Annotated in this window: 18 protein-coding genes; 3 read left to right on the forward strand and 15 right to left on the reverse strand. The window is 30.5% G+C overall.

Features of this window, described 5'->3' with window-relative positions; translation table 11 throughout:
* Positions 1–22 precede the first annotated feature (22 nt).
* The 12 genes from ACTNBA_RS13825 to ACTNBA_RS13880 all read right to left on the reverse strand — a co-directional run bounded on the left by ACTNBA_RS13825 (position 23) and on the right by ACTNBA_RS13880 (position 12,607).
* The gene (locus ACTNBA_RS13825) at positions 23–319 is read right to left on the reverse strand and encodes a BMC domain-containing protein (protein WP_035134852.1); all 297 of its coding nucleotides are present in this window, start codon (positions 317–319) and stop codon (positions 23–25) included.
* A gap of 294 nt (positions 320–613) precedes the next feature.
* Positions 614–880 (reverse strand): hypothetical protein, encoded by a 267-nt coding sequence (locus ACTNBA_RS13830; RefSeq protein WP_150843637.1) that lies wholly within the window; start codon positions 878–880, stop codon positions 614–616.
* On the reverse strand, positions 867–1,979 hold the full coding sequence (locus tag ACTNBA_RS13835; protein WP_035134848.1) for a membrane protein: 1,113 nt from the start codon (positions 1,977–1,979) through the stop codon (positions 867–869). The genes ACTNBA_RS13830 and ACTNBA_RS13835 overlap by 14 nt, the downstream gene beginning before the upstream one ends.
* Before the next feature lie 120 nt (positions 1,980–2,099).
* Positions 2,100–2,366, reverse strand: a complete 267-nt coding sequence (locus tag ACTNBA_RS13840; protein ID WP_035134846.1) for a hypothetical protein — start codon at positions 2,364–2,366, stop codon at positions 2,100–2,102.
* 4 nt (positions 2,367–2,370) lie between these two features.
* The gene (locus ACTNBA_RS13845; RefSeq protein ID WP_150843634.1) at positions 2,371–3,462 is read right to left on the reverse strand and encodes a DMT family transporter; all 1,092 of its coding nucleotides are present in this window, start codon (positions 3,460–3,462) and stop codon (positions 2,371–2,373) included.
* Between the two features lie 453 nt (positions 3,463–3,915).
* Positions 3,916–4,746 (reverse strand): MerR family transcriptional regulator, encoded by an 831-nt coding sequence (locus ACTNBA_RS13850; RefSeq protein WP_035134842.1) that lies wholly within the window; start codon positions 4,744–4,746, stop codon positions 3,916–3,918.
* 605 nt (positions 4,747–5,351) lie between these two features.
* Positions 5,352–6,494, reverse strand: a complete 1,143-nt coding sequence (locus ACTNBA_RS13855; protein WP_035134840.1) for a 1-propanol dehydrogenase PduQ — start codon at positions 6,492–6,494, stop codon at positions 5,352–5,354.
* Positions 6,495–6,693: 199 nt separating this feature from the next.
* A complete protein-coding gene (locus ACTNBA_RS13860) occupies positions 6,694–7,548 on the reverse strand; it encodes an AraC family transcriptional regulator (protein ID WP_441074778.1) in 855 nt (284 codons plus the stop codon).
* A gap of 179 nt (positions 7,549–7,727) precedes the next feature.
* Positions 7,728–8,897, reverse strand: a complete 1,170-nt coding sequence (gene fliB, locus ACTNBA_RS13865; RefSeq protein ID WP_441074780.1) for a flagellin lysine-N-methylase — start codon at positions 8,895–8,897, stop codon at positions 7,728–7,730.
* Positions 8,898–9,278: 381 nt separating this feature from the next.
* Positions 9,279–10,103 carry a DUF3307 domain-containing protein gene (locus ACTNBA_RS13870; RefSeq protein WP_441074782.1) on the reverse strand — a complete coding sequence of 275 codons (825 nt, stop codon included), beginning with the start codon at positions 10,101–10,103 and terminating at the stop codon, positions 9,279–9,281.
* Positions 10,093–10,767, reverse strand: a complete 675-nt coding sequence (locus ACTNBA_RS13875; RefSeq protein WP_441074784.1) for a SatD family protein — start codon at positions 10,765–10,767, stop codon at positions 10,093–10,095. The genes ACTNBA_RS13870 and ACTNBA_RS13875 overlap by 11 nt, the downstream gene beginning before the upstream one ends.
* Positions 10,768–11,050: 283 nt before the next feature.
* Entirely contained in the window at positions 11,051–12,607 is a 1,557-nt protein-coding gene (locus tag ACTNBA_RS13880) for an ABC-F family ATP-binding cassette domain-containing protein (RefSeq protein WP_441074786.1), read from the reverse strand.
* A 263-nt stretch (positions 12,608–12,870) separates the two neighbouring features.
* Here ACTNBA_RS13880 and ACTNBA_RS13885 point away from each other — a divergent pair, with 263 nt between their 5' ends.
* Positions 12,871–14,046 carry a class I SAM-dependent rRNA methyltransferase gene (locus ACTNBA_RS13885; RefSeq protein WP_035134828.1) on the forward strand — a complete coding sequence of 392 codons (1,176 nt, stop codon included), beginning with the start codon at positions 12,871–12,873 and terminating at the stop codon, positions 14,044–14,046.
* Between the two features lie 74 nt (positions 14,047–14,120).
* Here ACTNBA_RS13885 and ACTNBA_RS13890 read toward each other — a convergent pair whose 3' ends face one another.
* From ACTNBA_RS13890 to mnmL, 3 genes are all read right to left on the reverse strand, one after another.
* A complete protein-coding gene (locus ACTNBA_RS13890; protein ID WP_441074788.1) occupies positions 14,121–14,375 on the reverse strand; it encodes a phage holin family protein in 255 nt (84 codons plus the stop codon).
* Positions 14,376–14,906: 531 nt separating this feature from the next.
* The gene (locus tag ACTNBA_RS13895; RefSeq protein ID WP_150845450.1) at positions 14,907–15,623 is read right to left on the reverse strand and encodes a 2-phosphosulfolactate phosphatase; all 717 of its coding nucleotides are present in this window, start codon (positions 15,621–15,623) and stop codon (positions 14,907–14,909) included.
* Positions 15,624–15,657: 34 nt separating this feature from the next.
* Positions 15,658–16,593 (reverse strand): tRNA modification radical SAM protein MnmL/YtqA, encoded by a 936-nt coding sequence (mnmL, locus tag ACTNBA_RS13900; protein ID WP_441074789.1) that lies wholly within the window; start codon positions 16,591–16,593, stop codon positions 15,658–15,660.
* Positions 16,594–17,083: 490 nt separating this feature from the next.
* Between mnmL and ACTNBA_RS13905 the strand changes: the two genes are divergently transcribed.
* Together ACTNBA_RS13905 and ACTNBA_RS13910 are read left to right on the forward strand one after the other, a co-directional pair.
* Positions 17,084–18,157 carry a YkvI family membrane protein gene (locus ACTNBA_RS13905; RefSeq protein WP_441074833.1) on the forward strand — a complete coding sequence of 358 codons (1,074 nt, stop codon included), beginning with the start codon at positions 17,084–17,086 and terminating at the stop codon, positions 18,155–18,157.
* Between the two features lie 162 nt (positions 18,158–18,319).
* Complete coding sequence (locus ACTNBA_RS13910; protein WP_441074834.1) at positions 18,320–19,216, forward strand: radical SAM protein; 897 nt, start codon at positions 18,320–18,322, stop codon at positions 19,214–19,216.
* Positions 19,217–19,277: the final 61 nt, after the last annotated feature.

Raw genomic sequence — 19,277 nt, forward strand, 5'->3', positions numbered from 1 at the left:
TAAATCATTTCCTTTCTATGCTTTATGCGTCGATATCGTGTACTGAAACGATATCTCCAACTTCTTTAATAGGACGTGGCATAACATTGTGTGCTGTTAATTTACCAATTGCTGCCGCTGCTTCAGCACCTGCTTCTACAGCAGATCTTACTGCACCAACATCACCTTTTACCATAATAGTTACAAGTGTTGAACCAACATTTTCATATGAAATCAATTCAACATTAGCTGCCTTAAGCATTTTGTCTGCAGCCTCAAGTGCAGGAACCAATCCTATTGTTTCTACAAGGCCTAAAGCCTCATCTCCATAATATCTCATTACTAATTCCTCCTTCCTATTTTTAGCTCAATATACTTTAGCTTAACTACATAACTTCTATATATTATATTTATGTTTGCATGCATCTTTTGTTTGTTCTTATATATTGATTATATCCCTTACCCTTTGGGGGAAAGTCAATATATTTCTTGCATTAAAATTCTTAAATATTTTTACAAGAAATTATGCTGTTAAGAGTAAAGTCTTTTCTTAATGTTTAATAAGAATAACTATTTTACTAAATTCATAAGAGATTTTTCCTTATAAGCATTACCCTATGGGTAATGTTAAAAATTAATCTCTTATGTATTTGTTAATTGTTGCTGCACCATCTTCATGGGCATGATAATAAACCTTTAATTGGTTGTTTTTATCTAATTCAAATCTTGTTTCCTCAATAAGACCATTTGCTTCTGCTGTCATTAACGCAGTAATTACAGCGTTCTTTTTTAAAGCTTTAAAACTTCCATATTGTCCCTTTAACGCTTCTATAACGTCATCTGCGCAAGCTTCTTCTACTTTAGTGAAATATTTTAATATTGCATAATTAAGCGGCTTCATCTATTTTATCCCCCTCTTTTTTTCCTCTTAATAAATCAAGTGGATTCATAGATATTGTAAGGATACCAAACATCATTATTACAGCTCCAATCCAAGCAACTGAAGGTAATGACCATCCATCCATTCCACCATATACTCCTAATAACAATAAGCAGAATAATGGTCCAAAGAATGAATATGTACCGTTACATGCAGTTCCAAGTCCTGCTCCACACATACTGTTTCCCGCATACCATGTCATAAATGTGATAAATGATAAAAGACCACTTAATGCAAACCAAATCATTGCCGGACCACTTGTGAATGCTTGTATAGCAAGGTCAACAGAAATGTTCATTCCACCAGCCATAATTCCAAAAACAGGAACTAGGATGAATAAATTTGCTATACCTGATGTAACTTGACGAATACAAATACCAATTTCAGGATCGATCATTGATGTACCATATCCAGCTACACAACCTTCAAATCCCCATGCAAGAGCTGCAATAATAGCTATTAAAATACCAATTAAAGTACTTGCTGAAGCTCCACCGCTAAAGCCTGTACTACCAATTAAGAAACTAGCAAATACACATACTGCAATACCTAATGCCATACGTTTATTTAATTCCTGCTTATATAAAATTTTACCTAATATAGCAGCAATAGCAGGGCAAAGAGCTGATATTGGAACAACTATTGGTCCAGCCATTTGAAGAGCTATAACATAAGCAGTACCAGCTATAGGTCCTCCAATAAGAGCTGCTAATATCATAATTCGTCCCGGAGTAGTGTTAATGCATCTTACAAAGTCTTTAAATTTACCTTTTACTAATGCAAATGAAATCGCCCAAACTGCACTACATGTATCATTTATTGCATTACCAAGTGCAGCAAGTAAGTATGCTATAACAAATGCTGATAAACCTGCTGAATTAATGCCATACCAGTCACCCCATACTCCTTTTGTCATACCCATAGTCAGGAATGCTGTATATAACCCATAGGTAAGTCCTGAAAATAAAGCTAGAGATATACCCTTTTTGAAGAAATCACTTGATAATTTCTTCTTTGCAGCCATAGCTTGTGGGCTTACTGCTTTTGAAACTTCCTTCATAAAATAAAACTCCTTTCAATTAACCATATCTTTTGTATATTAATAAATAATTATGGCTCATCCCTATGAAACATAAATTATAGCAATGAGCCTTTTAATTAATTAATTCAAAAATTTTTCTTAGTCTTTTATATATTTGTTGATTGTAGCAGCACCATCTTCGTGGGCTCTATAATAAACTCTTAACTCACCATTTTTATCTAATTCAAATCTTGTTTCTTCAATGAGACCATTTGCCTCCGCTGTCATTAACGCCGTAATTACAGCTTTCTTTTTCAAAGCTTTAAAGTTGCCATACTCACCTTTTAGAGCATTTATAACATCATCAGCGCAAGCTTCATTAATTTTTGTAAAATATTTTAATATTGCATAATTAAGCGGCTTCATTATCTTATACCTCCTTCTTTTTAAACAAATCCATTGGATTCATAGCTATTACAAGGATACCGAACATCATTAATACCGCAGAAATCCATACGATTGGAGGTAATGCCCATCCGTCCATACCGCCTATCACTCCAAGAATTATCCAACAGCAGAATGGACCCCAGAAGGAATATGTACCATTACAAGCCATACCAAGAGCAGCACCACACATACTATTACCGTTATACCAACTCATGTATGAAACAAAAGCACAAAGACCACTTAGTGCAAACCATATCATTGCAGGACCACTTGTAAATGCTTGACTAACTAAATTAGTTGAAAATTTAATCCCATCTCCAAATATCATTCCAAATAAAGGTACTAATATTATTAAGTTTGAAAGCCCAGATGTAGCTTGACGAATTGTAATACCAATCTCTGAGTCAATCATAGATGTACCATATCCAGCTACGCAACCTTCAAATCCCCATCCAAGAGCTGCAATAAATGCAATACAAATTCCAAGGAACATTCCAGCTGGAGCATCTCCACCAATACTAGTACTTCCAATCATAAAGCTAGATACAACACAGATGGCAATACCAAGCATCATACGTTTGTCTAGTTTTTGTTTGAATAATATTCTTCCTAAAATAGCACCGATAGCTGGACAAAGAGCTGTAATTGGAATAACAATTGAACCCGCCATTTGTAAAGCCACAACAAAAGCTGTACTTGAAATTGGTCCTCCGATAAGAGCTGCCAATATCATTACAGCACCTGGTTTGGTTTTAAGACATCTGAAGAAATCTCCAAGTTTACCTTTAACAGTTGCATAAATTACTGCCCAAACAGCACTACATGTATCGTTTACGGCACTACCAAGGGCACCAAGCACATATGTAATAACTACTGCTGATAAACCTGCTGTATTAGCACCATACCAGTCACCCCATACTCCTTTAGTCATTCCCAATGTTAAAAATGCTGAATAAAATCCATACATAAGACCTGAAAAAAGAGCAATTGAAATACCTTTTTTAAGGAAATCAGATGATAATTTGTTTTTTGCAGTAATGGCTTCTAAACTTACCGTTTTCGAAACTTCCTTCATAAAATAAATCCCCTCCACTTATTTGATAATAACTTTTAAATTTATATTACTAAATAAAAATTTACAATGAGTACGTTTTGTGATTGTTATAATTTGGGATATTTCATTTTAAAACTATTGAATAACTTTTCATTTGATATCTTGTGGTTATTTTATTAACAATTAAATTATATGCCTTTCCCTATGGGGTAAAGTCAACATGTATTTGTCATCAAAATTCAAAAAAAATTAACACAACTAACTTAATAAATAATTGTAAGTTAGTTGTGCCAGTTGTTTTAAGTGCTAAATACTAGTTTCCGTCAATATCATGGAGTAGAAATTTTATTTTATAAAAGAAATATATGTATTTTTTTCAAAAGATATATTTGTATTTTTTTACAAACCGAGTTTTATCGACATTTTATCCCTTACCCTACGGTCAACGTTTTCAGTATTTTCAGTTTAATGAATCTATCTCTTTCTTCTAATTTTAATCAAAATTTCCGTTACAAACTTGTCAGTGTTTTTAGTTGTCCAATAATCTGTTACATATCTTTCATAAGATTCTTCAGAACATATGTAATCATGTTCCTTAGCCCATTCTTTTATTTTTTTATATGTTTCATTAATTGTTTCATGAGTACCTATATGATAGCAAGAAGCTGCTAACCATCCACCAAATTCAATACTTTCTTCGTCCTTACACTTTAAAATAGTCTCTTGCATTATTTTCATCTTACTACATTTTCCATTAATCTTATCCTCAAAAGATGGAAAACATATAATTACAGGACCTGTTATTGCATTATTTATACTATCAATATAATTGTTAAACTCTATGTTAATTATACATTCCATATAATCATAATTAAAATTTTGATTTAAGAAGATTAAATTGCGTTCATCTATATATTTTATAGAGACATCACAAACATTATTTTCAATTACCATCTGTGCCTCAACTATAAGTGCATGCCAATCTCTTACAGATCTTATCTTTAAATTTATTTCCTTCTCAAGTTCTCTTAATTCATCAATTTTTGTTCTAAAACTTTTATCAAAAAAATCATAGGTTGTTCCTTGTAAAAAAGCTCTCATTTCTTCTAGCTTAAATCCACTTTGCTTATAATATTTTATTACTGGTACAGATAGTAAATTTTTCTTGCTGTAATATCTATAGCCACTTTCATCAGCTACTTTATCAGGTGATAATATGCCCATTTTATCATAATATCTCAGTGCTTTTTTTGTTATTTTACATATCTCTTCCACTTTTCCTATGGAATATAATTCTTCTCCCATACTAAGTTCACCTCTTTTATAATATTTTTAGCCGTTTTTAAAATCTAAATCATTTTATTCCAAAGATTTTAAAACTTTATTAAAAAGAATTTCCCCCACTAAATGTAAAGAATATAAGGAGGAGTCCTTATAAGCATTAAAAAATAACTTCACCTTATGTAATATTTATAAACATTTTAAATTTATTCTAAGAGCCACGAACTCTTTGCAATTTTCAAAATGTTTATCATAAACTTATATATAATAAAAATCCTAATGAAATTTTAGCTAGTTGTTATATCAAACTTTTTGTATAAATAAATGGATATTATTATGATTATGATGAGAATTATAAATACTTAATTATGTGATTTTGAATAAACAGAGCTTGATAATATTCAAAAATAATTGAAGAATAATATTTAACCTTAAAATGAATATTTTACCATGTGAAATTAAAGAAAAAATATATTATTCGTATAAATAATATTACATATTATAGTCAAACTGTAAAGAGGAAATTTATTACATCAAGTTGAATATATAACATTCCAGCCTAAATTTAAGGAGTTTAGCAAAACCAATAAAAAAACCACCCATTAATGAGTGGTATAAAATACAAAATTTTATCCAAAAACTTTTTCTAAAATTTTTGATAAATCTTCTCCTGTTACTTCTTTAGGATTTGCCGTTGTACATATGTCATTAAGAGCTGCTTTAATGATTTCTTCTTTTGATGCTTCAGCTAGCTCCATATCAGCACCTTGTTCTTTTAATGTTGTTGGAATCATCAAAGTCTTTTGAAGTTCTACAATACTCTTAATTAAATTATTAACACCAATATTTACATTTGGCGCATGCAACTTCAATAATTTGGCAACTCTTTGATACTTTTTAGATGCTATGTCATATTCTACATTGAAAGCACCCTTATTTAAATTGGCATTATATTCTATTACATAAGGAAGTATCATTGCATTACTTCTTCCATGAGAAATATGTAATTTCCCACCTACAGCATGAGCTAAACTATGAGTAATTCCTAATCCAGCAGCATTAAACGCCATTCCTGCAAGACATGATGCATTGTGCAGTTTTTCTCTTGCCACTACATCATTTCCATCAGCATAAGCTAGTGGTAAAAATCTAAAAGCTAAAGTAAGTGCTTTCTCTGCAAGAGCATCTGAAAAATCAGTAGCATTCTTTGAAACATAAGCCTCTAAAGCATGTGTAATAACATCCATTCCTGTATCAGCAGTTATAGCCTTAGGTACAGATTTTACTAGTTCTGGATCAAGAATTGCAACTGTTGGAAGAAGGGATTTATCTGCAAGAGCATACTTTAATCCTTCTTGTTTATTTGTGATTACTGCATATTCAGTTACTTCAGACCCTGTACCACTTGTAGTAGGTATAGCATAGAATTCTTCTATAGAAGAAACTCCACCAGTAATTTTTTTTGCATATTCTCTCATAGCTTTAGCTCCATCAATTGATGAACCTCCACCAAGAGCTATCATAACCTGAGCATCACAATTTTGTAATTTCTGAATGCCTTCAGCAATAACTTCTACAGATGGATCAGGTACAATATCACTAAATACAGCTACTTGACAATCAACAAGCTTTTGCTTTACTTTCTCAGCCATACCTGATGTTTCCATGAATTTATCACATACAATTAGCACTCTTTTATTCTTGATTTCATTTAGTTTTTCTAAAGAGCCTTGTCCAAAATAGACCTTTGTGTTGATACTAAATTCTTTCATATACAATCTCTCCTATTTTAAAAATATTCAAGATATGAATGAATTAGTTTTCTTTACTTTAAAATAAAATTAACCCACAATTATAACAATCAAAAAAGTTTATAATAAACTTTACTTGATTCATTATATCAATAATAAAATACTATTGCAACAGAAGGTTCTGCCAGTTTGCATTAAGCAAAGTCTTTTAATATAGTCTCTAGTTAGCTTTCTTCACTGGAATCCAAACTTCACCTGTTGCGTTATGAGCTTTACCATAATACATCTCAAATTGGGGCCCTTCCACTTGCACAAAACCTGATGTTGGAAACCATTCAGTATAAATTCGCCTCCATATACTAGGAATATCGCAGTCGTCAGCTGGGAAAATAGCCCACGTTAATGCTGGAACAAACAATCTTTCATATTCCTTAGGAATAACCACATTATCTGTTACATGTTGGCAGATCATGTACTTGAAAGAATTCTCTGTGTAATCAAATAAAGCCGCATGTAACATTGAATCATAGCTCCTTCCTAAAAGAGCATTCATACGATCAACCGAACCGTTCTCATCGCATTCCATGCAAAATTTTGGTACCTCCATAAAGGCTTTTTCCTGGCTATCTGCCTGAATATTCCCCACAACACCAAATACCTCAAAGCTTTCCTTTTGTTCAATACGATAATTCATCTCTATACCTCCTTTAATAGATAGATAGAAAGTCATTCGTGGATAGGCTTTGAGCATTATTCCCATATTGCGAGTCGCTTTAGGTGCAACACCATGCATACCTTTAAATGCCCTTGAAAATGCCTCTGGCGATTCGTATCCGTATTTCATAGCAATATCTATGATTTTCGTGTTACTATTTTGTAACTCAATGGCAGCCAAAGTTAATCTTCTACGACGAATATATTCTGAAAGTGATACACCACTCATAAAGGAAAACATTCTCTGAAAGTGATATACAGAACAACAAACTATTTTCGCTAATTGTTCATATTCAATTTTATCTGTAAGGTGTACTTCGATATAGTCCATAGCCCTGTTCATACTGTCTAGCCAATCCATAAACATCTCTCCCTTCAAGATAAATATATCATTATAAATTAGGAAAAACCTTGCAATTCATGCACCATAATATCATGTTAGAATTTGTGTTTTAGGAAGTAATCTCTAATTCATCCTTTTCTTCTACATATAAGTGATTTGTAGGCTCGTCAATGATTTTTATTTTTTCATAGGTTTCATCAAACACCTTTAAAATTTATTAATATATTTATAATTCTATCTTCTTTAAATACAGGATTCATTTTAAAAATGTCTGCTAGGGTATCTATATTTTCCTCTAAATGTTCAATGTCTTTAGAATATGTATGACTTATATCTACTATATCCTCATCACTAAGATCTCCACTTTCTATCCACCTTACTACACATAACTGCTTAATTATTAAGTAACTCACCACAGCAGTCTTCACTTTAGCAGCCACATCATAATCAAAGACAGACTTCATAAAGTATCTAAACACAAAGTAAACTAATATATTTTCAAACTTATACATATTATCTTTATAAAACTTTTTAAATTCCTTATATTTATCTAGATAAATATCTTTATTCTCAGCACTACTCTTAATATAATATAACACCTTATCTAAGCCTAAGGGATCATTGTTATTTATATGCTTTAAGCCTTTAAATACATAAAAATACTCTTCTATATCAGTATACCATTGCTCTTTATCTCTAATAGTTTTATTAAGATCATCACTAGTCTTGTTTATAAAATTTTTATCCATATATCTTTCTTTAATGGTCTTTAAACTAGTTAGGTCATCCTCATCTATCTTATCTTGAACTTCCTTTGCAAAGTCAAGAATTATAGCAGCCCTTATATTTAAATCAATATTACCATTCTGAAGTATATTAAAAATTATATTTCTACACTGCATAAGGTCGATAAATAGCATGGCATCAATATCGTTATAAGAAGTTATAAACTCATCATTTTCATTTAACTCAAACTCCATCTTATTAGAATCACCTAGCATTATCCTTGCTGCCTCTGGACAGGAAAGTGATATACCTATTTCTCGTAAGTTCCCGAACTCTTCCATATACCTAGGATACTTCTTGCAAGTATAGCAAAGACCATCTTCTCCAAGTTCATTATATATATCACATAATTTGTTTTCATTTAGAAAGGCACAGTTTCCATTTTTCAATACAAATATATTGTCTTCTCCATCATTAATTATCTCACTTCTTAGTCTTTCTCCAAAGCTACCACTAAGATTTTCATAGTAATCATAAGTTTCTTCATCAATAACAATTTCCCAACCAGCGCAACATGTGTCCTCACACTTATCTGCTATACATTTAAATTTATTAAGATATTTTGGTACTCTTATTTTCATTTTTCACCTCAAAGTTTTATTATATATTTAAGGTATCTGAAAATAAATAATAAGTCAAAGATGGGAAGTATATTTTGCGTTAGACAAGGAAACAGGTTCCGCAGATAGTAGCACTATCTAAGGGTTCTGTTGACGCAGTATAACACAAAATAGACGAGCATTCTGACTTATTTATTTTTTGAAGATGCCTTATGTTAAATTCTATTTTATCATATTCTCATAATTTTATATTGTAAATATACTTTACCCTAAATTATTCATATAAAAATAAAAAACCAGGCATAGCTTGATATCACCATTTAAACTATGCAGTAGTTGTCCTTATAAAAATAATTTCAGTGAATAATTCAAGTTAATATATTAAAATATCTTATTAACTGATTAAAAAATAAAGTTATAAATAACTATAACAAATAAAGTACTAAATAATGTTCCAATTAAATAATACTCACCAAATTCTGCATCCTCAGAAATCTTATTATATCTAGCAATTGACTTTGCTGTTAAAATGAATCCTATAGCCGAGTATTGATTACTATATAAAAACATAGCAATTATTATACGCTCTAAAAAACCTATAATTGCACCATTATTACTACCATTATTAGCAACGCTACTATTGATGCTATTGTTAACTACCGAATTATTACTACTAGTAACTAAGTTTCCTTTAGGCTTACATCCTGAAAATATTATTTTAAAAGTTATATTTGCCGGCTTATGCATACATAACACCATCAATGCCCATTTTAAGACCATTAATCCATCGATACCCAATATACTATATCCAATATACAATGTATCTATTGGATAATATAAATTCTCCCTAAAACAAACTATTACGGCTATAAGTAAAATTATATGTACCACTTGATCAAATATATATATCATCCATGGTTTAATATACTTCTTTACTTTATTCTTTTTACATGCAGTATGAAATATTTTTAAATACCCCTTATATGAATAATATTTTACTATGTCGATCAATAAATGAGCTAAACATAATAATAGTATTAATCCTGTTATCTTATAACTTTTTTTAAACAAAAGTAAAATTAAAATAAATGGAATGCTATAGAATACTGAATGTTTAAATACGCCACCTATTTTTTCTTTCTTTAACTCTGACATTTCATCATCTTGCAAATAATAATCTCCAACTACATGTGCTATCAAGCACAGTACAATAAATTTAATCTGCATATTTATATTCTCCCCACACTTCCATCAACACTCTATTTAAACTATGTTTTACATAAATATAATTATAATATCCTGAGCTTTTTAATCTCCTTTGTACGCTTGATTGAACTAAATTTAATTCATTAGCAATTTCCCTTTGAGTCCTATTTGAAAACATTATTTTTTCAATAAGTTCTCTTTGCTTATCTGTCCACTTCTCTTCTATAAAGTAACATAAACATAAATTATTATTAATTAAACTAACTATGTCCGTTTTATAAATCGAACTAACCCCTATATCTGTATTATATTGTGATTTACTGTTTGTTTTATTTAATATTTTAATCTCCTCTATCATTTTTCTAGCATAATGATATGCTGGACCGTCAGCCCCTAATGCCATCTCTTTATTTATATTAGTATCAATATTACCAATCCCAACTCCAAATCTAATTTTTATAGGATACATTTTAAACTTAATTTTATCAATAATATCAAATAAATGAATAGGATTACTTAATAAGCCTTGAAATTCATCTCCTAATGTAATAATAAATTTTGCAGCAATGTTTCTTTCATATTCAATATTTATATCTTTTAATATATGATTTAATTTTTCTTGAGCTTCATTTCTATTTAATATCTTTTTTGACTCAACTATATCACCTATAATTGCAAAGTACATGCTTATTACCTCATAATTTCATAAATATTTCTTTAATTTTAACATTTATTATATACTTTTTCAATGATGATGCATTTACAATAGCATCATCCCTGTTGATGCACTTATAATAGCATCATCACCTTTGATGCACTTATAATAGCATTATTGCTTTTGATGTACTTATATCATATTTTACATTTTTCCTTTTTGGGTCCACCAATTTTACTTATTCAATATTTTAAAATTTAAAAAATGAGGTGTAAAATAACACCTCACCTAACAACATAACTTTAAATATGCATTATACAATCTTCGTCGTCCAATCCTCACAATTCCATATATCAGTTACTACATCTTTATAAAACTCCGGTTCGTGGCAAACTAGTAATATAGTTCCTTTATATTCTTGTAATGCTCTCTTTAACTCATCCTTTGCTTCTACATCTAAATGATTAGTAGGCTCGTCTAGGATTAGTATATTTGTTTCCCTATTTATAAGTTTTGCAAGTCTTACCTTGGCAGCTTCTCCTCCTGATAGTACCATAACCATACTTTCTATATGCTTAGTAGTTAAGCCACACTTAGCTAAGGCCGCACGGACTTCATATTGAGTACAACTAGGGAATTCCTTCCAGTATTCTTCTATACAAGTATTTTTATTTCCTGATGCACCTTCTTGTTCAAAGTATCCTATTTGTTGATAGTCACCTAGGGTAACTTCTCCACTTATAGGTTTTATGTCCCCCATAAGGCTCTTAAGTAGTGTAGTTTTCCCAAGTCCATTGGCTCCTACAAGGGCAATCTTTTGTCCTCTTTCCATAGAAATATTAAGAGGCTTTGTTAATGGACTATCATATCCTATAACCAAATCTTTAGTTTCAAAAATAACCTTACCTGATGCTCTTCCCGTTTTGAAGTTAAATGTTGGCTTTGGTTTTTCCTTAGAAAGCTCTATTCTATCTATTTTATCCAACTTCTTCTGCCTTGATTTAGCCATGTTAGATGTGGCAACATTGGCTTTATTTCTTGCAACAAAATCTTCAAGTTTTGCAATTTCAGCCTGTTGTCTTTCATATGCTCTTTCAAGCTGTTCTTTTTTTGCTTCATATATTCTCTTAAACTCTTCATAGTCTCCTACATATCTACTTAACTTTCTATCTTCCACATGGTATATAAGATTAATTACAGAATTTAAGAAAGGAATATCATGAGATATTAGAATAAAGGCATTTTCATAGCTTTGCAGATATCTCTTCAGCCACTCTATATGTGCTTCATCTAAATAGTTTGTAGGCTCGTCTAGAAGTAATATGTCTGGAGTTTCAAGTAGAAGTTTTGCAAGTAAAACCTTAGTTCTTTGGCCTCCACTTAAAGCCGTTACATCTTTATCTAGCCCTACATCTAAAAGTCCTAATCCCTTAGCAACTTCTTCAACCTTTGCATCTATAACATAAAACCCATTATTATCTAGCATATCTTGAATAACAGCAGTTCTTTCTAATGCCTTATTCATTTGTTCTTCGTCCATTTCACCCATTTTCCCATAAAGTTCATTCATTTCGGTCTCTAAATCAAATAGGTATTTAAATGCATCTCTTAGTACATCTCTTATAGTTAATCCTTGTTCTAAAGCAACATGTTGATCCATATATCCTACTCTCACATTATTAGACCAAATTACTTGACCTTCATCAGGCATAAGTTTACTAGTTATTATATTCATAAAAGTAGATTTACCCTCACCATTAGCTCCAATTAAACCTACATGTTCTCCTTTTAATAATCTAAAGGATACATCTTCAAATATTGCTCTATCCCCAAAACCATGACTTATATTTTTAACTGTAAGTATACTCATATATTTTCCTCCTATATCCTTCTGACTATCACCATCAAATGGTATGTGTTCAAAAAATTCAAACCAAGAATATTATACTTTACTAACAAAGATTTTTCTATGGTAAAAATTAAATAATTTATTTGCAAAATCCGCTCTATAAATTTATACTATAAGAGGTCTAAATAAAGTTTAGTAAATTTATTTTTTATATAGAACAATTTTAAATTTGACAATATAAATTATTATTAATAATTTATTGTTTTGATAATAGGAGGATGTAAATGGCTTGTAAATTCTATCTACTAAAGGGAAAAGGAAAAAGTGTGGAGAATGGTCACCTTTGGGTTTACTCTACTGATATAGAAGAATATGATGGTGAATATGAAAATGGAGACATTGTAGAAGTATATAATTGCAGAGAGGAATTCATCGGAAAAGGTTATATTAATGATGTTTCTAAAATTACTATAAGAATTATGACTAGAGATATTGATGAAGAAATTGATGAAGAATTTTTTAGAAAAAGGCTTAGAGCTGCATGGGAATATAGAAAAAAGATAATAGATACTTCTAGCTGTAGGTTTTTGTTTGGAGAAGCTGATTTTGTGCCTGGACTTATAATTGATAAATTAGAAGATTACTACGTTATTCAATCTCTAGCTCTAGGCATTGATAAATATAAAGATATCATAGTAAAAATTCTAGTAGAAGAATATGGTGCTAAAGGTATTTATGAGAGAAGTGACGCTAAGGTTAGAATCCTTGAAGGCATGGAACAGATTAAAGGCTTTTTAACCGAACCCTTTGATACTATGATTCAGATAGTTGAAAATGGCGTTAAGTACTATGTTGATGTTGAAAATGGGCAAAAGACAGGATTTTTCTTAGATCAAAAGGAAAATAGAGCTGCTATACATAAGCTTTGCAAAGATGCCACTGTGCTAGACTGCTTTACTCACACTGGTTCCTTCGCATTAAATGCTGGTGTTGCTGGTGCTAAATCAGTATTAGGAGTAGATATATCAGAGCATGCAGTAGAATTCTGTAGACGTAATGCAGAGCTTAATAATCTACAAGATGTAGTTAAGTTTGAATGTCACAACGCCTTTGATGTACTTCGTGAGTGGTCTGATGAAGGCAGAAAATATGATGTGGTTATCCTTGACCCACCAGCCTTTACCAAATCTCGTTCTACTATAAAAAGTGCTACAAGAGGATATAAAGAAATAAACCTTCGAGGAATGAAATTAGTTAATAAAGGTGGTTATTTTATAACATGTTCATGTTCCCACTTTATGAATCCTGAACTGTTTAGAGATACCATTGCCAGTGCAGCTAAAGATGCAAGGGTTACCCTAAGACAAGTAGAATTTAGAACTCAAGCTCCTGACCATCCAATTCTTTGGAATAGTGATGAATCATACTACTTAAAATTTTATATCTTCCAAGTGGTTTAATTATTTTTAAAGAGCTATATAATCTATAATCTTTTTGATTTATAAATTATATAGCTCTTATTTTTAATTCTTATTTACTCTTTCTTTTGACTTTGTTTTACTAGTTGGTTAGTATATACGCTAGCCCCAGTTACTAAAACACCCTGAATTATTGCATCAGCACTAAAACTGTGCATAACTCCCATAGATAACAGTATACCTGCAGGAAGCAAGATTATTGGTATATATTTATCATTTATCTTTTCTATTCCTTTTAAAATCATACCAATTATATATAGCACTGGTATTAGTATCAATGCATTCTCTGTAATATAACTAAAGAATTCCATAAACATTCCCCCTTTATATATTTTATTCATTTTATCCTTACATGAGTACATTATTTTATATAAATTCAATAAAATTTTAGTTGTTTACTACTACTAGGTATACTTATGCATATCACTTATGATTTTACTTATTTTTACATATTGTAATTTTATTCTTTGATTTTCTTAAATTATAAGTATAATGAGATATAAATTTGTTGTACAGTTTTTATTGAATGTTAGTTCTAAAAGTGTAACAATAATAATATAGTAATATTTGGTAAAAGGTGATGTTATGAAAGGCTTATCCATTCTAAGATTTGTTCAGATTGTTTTTTGTTTCCCTATAATAATATTGTTTGCTACCTCTAAAATGAATGGTATTGAGCAAATTATTTTCATAGCTCTCTTTACCTTATATACTGTAGTATATGAAGTTATATTTTTAACTTTAGCCAAAAGAAAAAGAACTACTAAAAGCAGCAGTTCTTAAAATAGATTTCTAAGCTTCAGTAGGAGTAAAACTCCCTCTGAAGCAAAGAACTCTGTTCATTAATATATCTTTATTTCTCCATCCTTGTATTCTGGAACTATATTTATTAAATCCTTTGAAAGGCAATATCTTAAATCTTCATTATACCTGAGATCCTTCATCCTTTTATAATGAAGTGCATCTTTTACAAAACTTATTATACTAGGATTATTTATATATACATATTCTGAAGTTTTTGCTATATCTGTTAAGGTGCAATGGTTTTTCATTATATCTCTTAAACAGTTGATTATATACCCACTTGTTATAAAGTCGTCCATAGAGAACTCTCCATCGGTTCCTGCATTTACAAAGGTTACATCCTTATTTAACTTAGCTAATTTTTCTGCTACTACTCTTCCATTTATTAAAGCACCTATAAATATCTTCTCTGCTTCCTCACTATTTTTAATAGCTCTAGTCCCATTTGTGGTAGTCATTATAAGACTCTTACCTTTTACTATATCCTCAATGTAGTCTAAAGGTGAATTGGAGAAATCAAATTTATCTATTTTTATTCCCCCTCTTTCTCCTCCTAAAAGATATTTATTTTTATCTTTACTTGCAATATCTATAGCTTCTTCTATCTCTTTTACAGGAATTATTTTATCACAACCATTATTTAATGCTGTAACCATTACTGAAGTTGCTCTTAAGACATCAATAACAACCACTATCCTATCTTTAAATTTTTCTGGCTTAATATGTTGTGCAGATATAACTACATCAATATTCATGTACTATTCCCCCTTGATTATACATTTAATTAAATTAATCTTCTTTATAATATTTTCCTTGATATAGGTCTTCAATGACTAAATTATTATCTATGGCGTTTAAGACTTCCCACTTTTTCAAACTCCACATAGGACCTACTAATAAATTTCTTGGAGCATCTCCTGTAAGTCTATGAATTACTATATCCTGTGGTAACATTGTTATAGCCTTTGTTACAAGGTCAATATATTCATCCATTTCTAGTAATGTAATCTTGCCTTCATCTAACAGCTTTTCTAGCCTTGTATTTTTCATTACATGAAGAAGGTGAATCTTAACTCCTTTTATGGGAAGCTTAGAAATATACTTAACGGTTTTTAACATATCCTCTTTACTTTCTCCTGGCAGTCCAAAGATTATATGTGCCACTACATCTATATTCCTTTTATGTAGTTCCTCCACTGCTTTTTTAAATATTTCTAACTTGTAGCCTCTATTTATTAGGGTAGCTGTAGTATCATTGCTAGTTTGAAGTCCAAGTTCTACCCAAGTATATACCCTTTTTGAATAGTCTTCTAATAATTCTAACACATCTTCTTCTAAACAATCTGGTCTTGTAGCAATGGCAAGTCCAACCACATCCTCTTGTGTTAATGCTTCATCATATTTTTTCTTTAATACTTCTACATGCGCATAGGTATTTGTATAGGCTTGAAAGTAAGCTATATACTTACCATCTTTCCACTTTTTATTCATCATTTCCTTTATATCAACAAACTGCTCAGTTATAGATGTTAACCTATCTCCAGCAAAGTCTCCTGATCCACTCTCAGAGCAGAATATACACCCACCTTTTGATAATTTTCCATCTCTATTAGGACATGTAAATCCACCATCTAATGATATTTTAAAAGTTTTTTGTCCATTAAACTTTTTTCTTAAAAAATAATTTAAATTATGATATCTCTTTCCATTAAAATCTTTTCTCATTTCTAATCTTCCTATCCTATTCTTCTGTTATCTATTTTAAATATATCCATATAGTAATCTTCTATATTCAATTATAGTTTAACTCTTTTATCTTTCAAAATCCACTAAGGCATCTTCAAAAAATAAATAAGTCAGAATGCTTGTCTATTTTGTGTTATCCGATGACTACCAGCTCTAATACTCCCATATTTTTCAAAGTGGGAGTTAAGAGCTGGTATGTCCCTGGATAACGATTTCTAAAGCTTCAGAGAAGCTAAGAACTCTGTTTATACTTCGTCAACAGAACCCTTAGATAGTGCTACTATCTGCGGAACCTGTTTCCTTGTCTAACTCAAAATATACTTCTCATCTTTGACTTATTATTTATTTTCAGATACCTAAATGAAAATTTACTAACAACACTTTAAAAAGTTTTCCACATATTAATAGTTTTCCACATATTCTTCTGTGGACTTCAATATAAATATACAAGCTATCATAATTTGGGGGGATAACTTTGAAGAATCTTAAATTAATTTTTCAAGCTGCCACTGTTTTTATTGGCACCATTGTAGGAGCAGGCCTTGCTTCTGGTCAAGAAATAACTCAATTTTTTTCTACCTATGGGTTTTCAAGTTTTTATGGACTTCTTCTCTGTGCAGTATTTTACATAATAATAAGCTCCATTATAGTGTCTATAAGTTTAAAATATGACCTAAATTCTTATACGGATTTTATAACCCTTGTAAGCCCTGGTTTCTTTGGAAAAATAACGGATTATCTTACTAGCTTCTTTTTAATCTCAGGAGCTGCTATAATTCTTGCTGGTAGTGGTGCTTTACTTTATCAACACTTTGGTATTCCAAGACTTGTTGGAGTGTTCCTAATGGCTGGAATAGCACTTATTACCTTATTAAATGACACTAAGGGACTAATAGCTATTAATTCCATAATAGTACCTAGCCTTACTACTATAATTATTACTATATTTGTCCTTTATCTTCTCTTTTCAAAGGATACTATATCTATAGATTATATGAAGCAAGTACCAGTATATAAAAATCTTATTATAGATAAACAGTGGATTATATCATCACTTCTCTATGCAGGATTTAACATGTTATCCTGTAGTGGAGTTCTTGTACCAATTAGTAAGGAAATTAAAAATAAACGTCTTATTATTTCTGGATTAACCATTGGCGCTCTTGTACTTACTCTACTTGCTTTCTTAATAAATTCAATGTTAATGGCAAATATACCTGAAATCTTTAAATATGAAATTCCACTACTCTTTGTAGCTAGTAAGTTTATCTCTTTAATGCAAATTCTTCTTTTATGTATTATTTGGTGTGAGATGTTTTCTACGGAAGTTTCAGATATATATAGTGTTGGTAAAACCCTTGAAAATAAATACAACATCCCTTATAAGAGAGGTGTTGTACTCATTCTTTTAATAGCCATTCCTATATCTCAAATAGGCTTTAAACAGCTTATAACTTTCTTATATCCCGGTTTTGGAATAGTTAGCTTGGTATTTATAGCTCAATGCATTGGGTTCTACTTTAAAATGAATAAGGTAAAATAATAATTAAAACTTATATAGGCTACTTCACTTTTTGCTCCGCTTTAATTATACTGATGTTATATAAGATGAACACTACTATTTTAGTAGTGTTTATTTACTTTGAAATATAAATATAGTATTTGCTATGTTTATTATGTAAGGAGATAATTAATTATGAAAGATTTGACTGCTCTCAATAATTGTAATATATGCCCTCGTAATTGCGGTATAAATCGAAACTCTGCAAAGGTAGGCTTTTGTAAAAGTGGAGCTAAAGTAAAAGTTGCTAAGGCCTATGGTCATATGTGGGAAGAGCCCTGTGTGTCTGGCACTAATGGTTCTGGTACAGTTTTCTTTTCAAATTGTAACCTTAGATGTGTGTTTTGCCAAAATCATGATATTAGTCAGTCTGACATAGGTAAGGAAGTTTCTATAGAAAGATTAAGTGAAATATTTTTAGAGCAACAAGCTAAAGGATACCATAATATAAACTTAGTTAACCCTACTCACTATATACCTCAAATAATAATTGCTTTGGATAAAGCTAAAGAAAATGGACTTAATATCCCTGTAGTTTATAATTCCAATGGCTATGAAAACGTAGAAAGCATTAAAGCTCTTAAAGGATACATAGACGTGTATATTCCTGATTTAAAGTATTTTAACGATAAATATGCAATAAAGTATTCTTCTGCTCCTAACTATTTCACCATAGCATCAAAAGTTATTGAAGAAATGATGGATCAAGTAGGTATTCCAATATTTAATGATGAAGAAATTATGATTAGAGGTGTTATCATAAGACATCTAATGCTCCCTGGACTTTTATTCGATTCAAAAAAAATAGTAGATTACATATATAAAACCTTTGAAGATTCAGTATACTTAAGCCTAATGAATCAGTATACACCTATGTTTAAAGCATCAGAATATGATGAAATTAATAAACCTCTTAACCCTAGTCATTATGACTCTTTAATAGATTACTGTATAGATTTAGGCTTTAAAAATGCCTTTATCCAAGAATCTGGCTCTAACTCAACAGTTTATGTACCAGATTTCAATCTACAAGGGATTTAAAACTCAAATATAATAAAGCTCTTAACTGTAATAAAACTAAACAAATAAAAAGCATTCTTAG

The sequence above is a fragment of the Clostridium sulfidigenes genome (genome assembly GCF_052067195.1).
GTDB classification, from domain to species: domain Bacteria; phylum Bacillota; class Clostridia; order Clostridiales; family Clostridiaceae; genus Clostridium_J; species Clostridium_J sulfidigenes.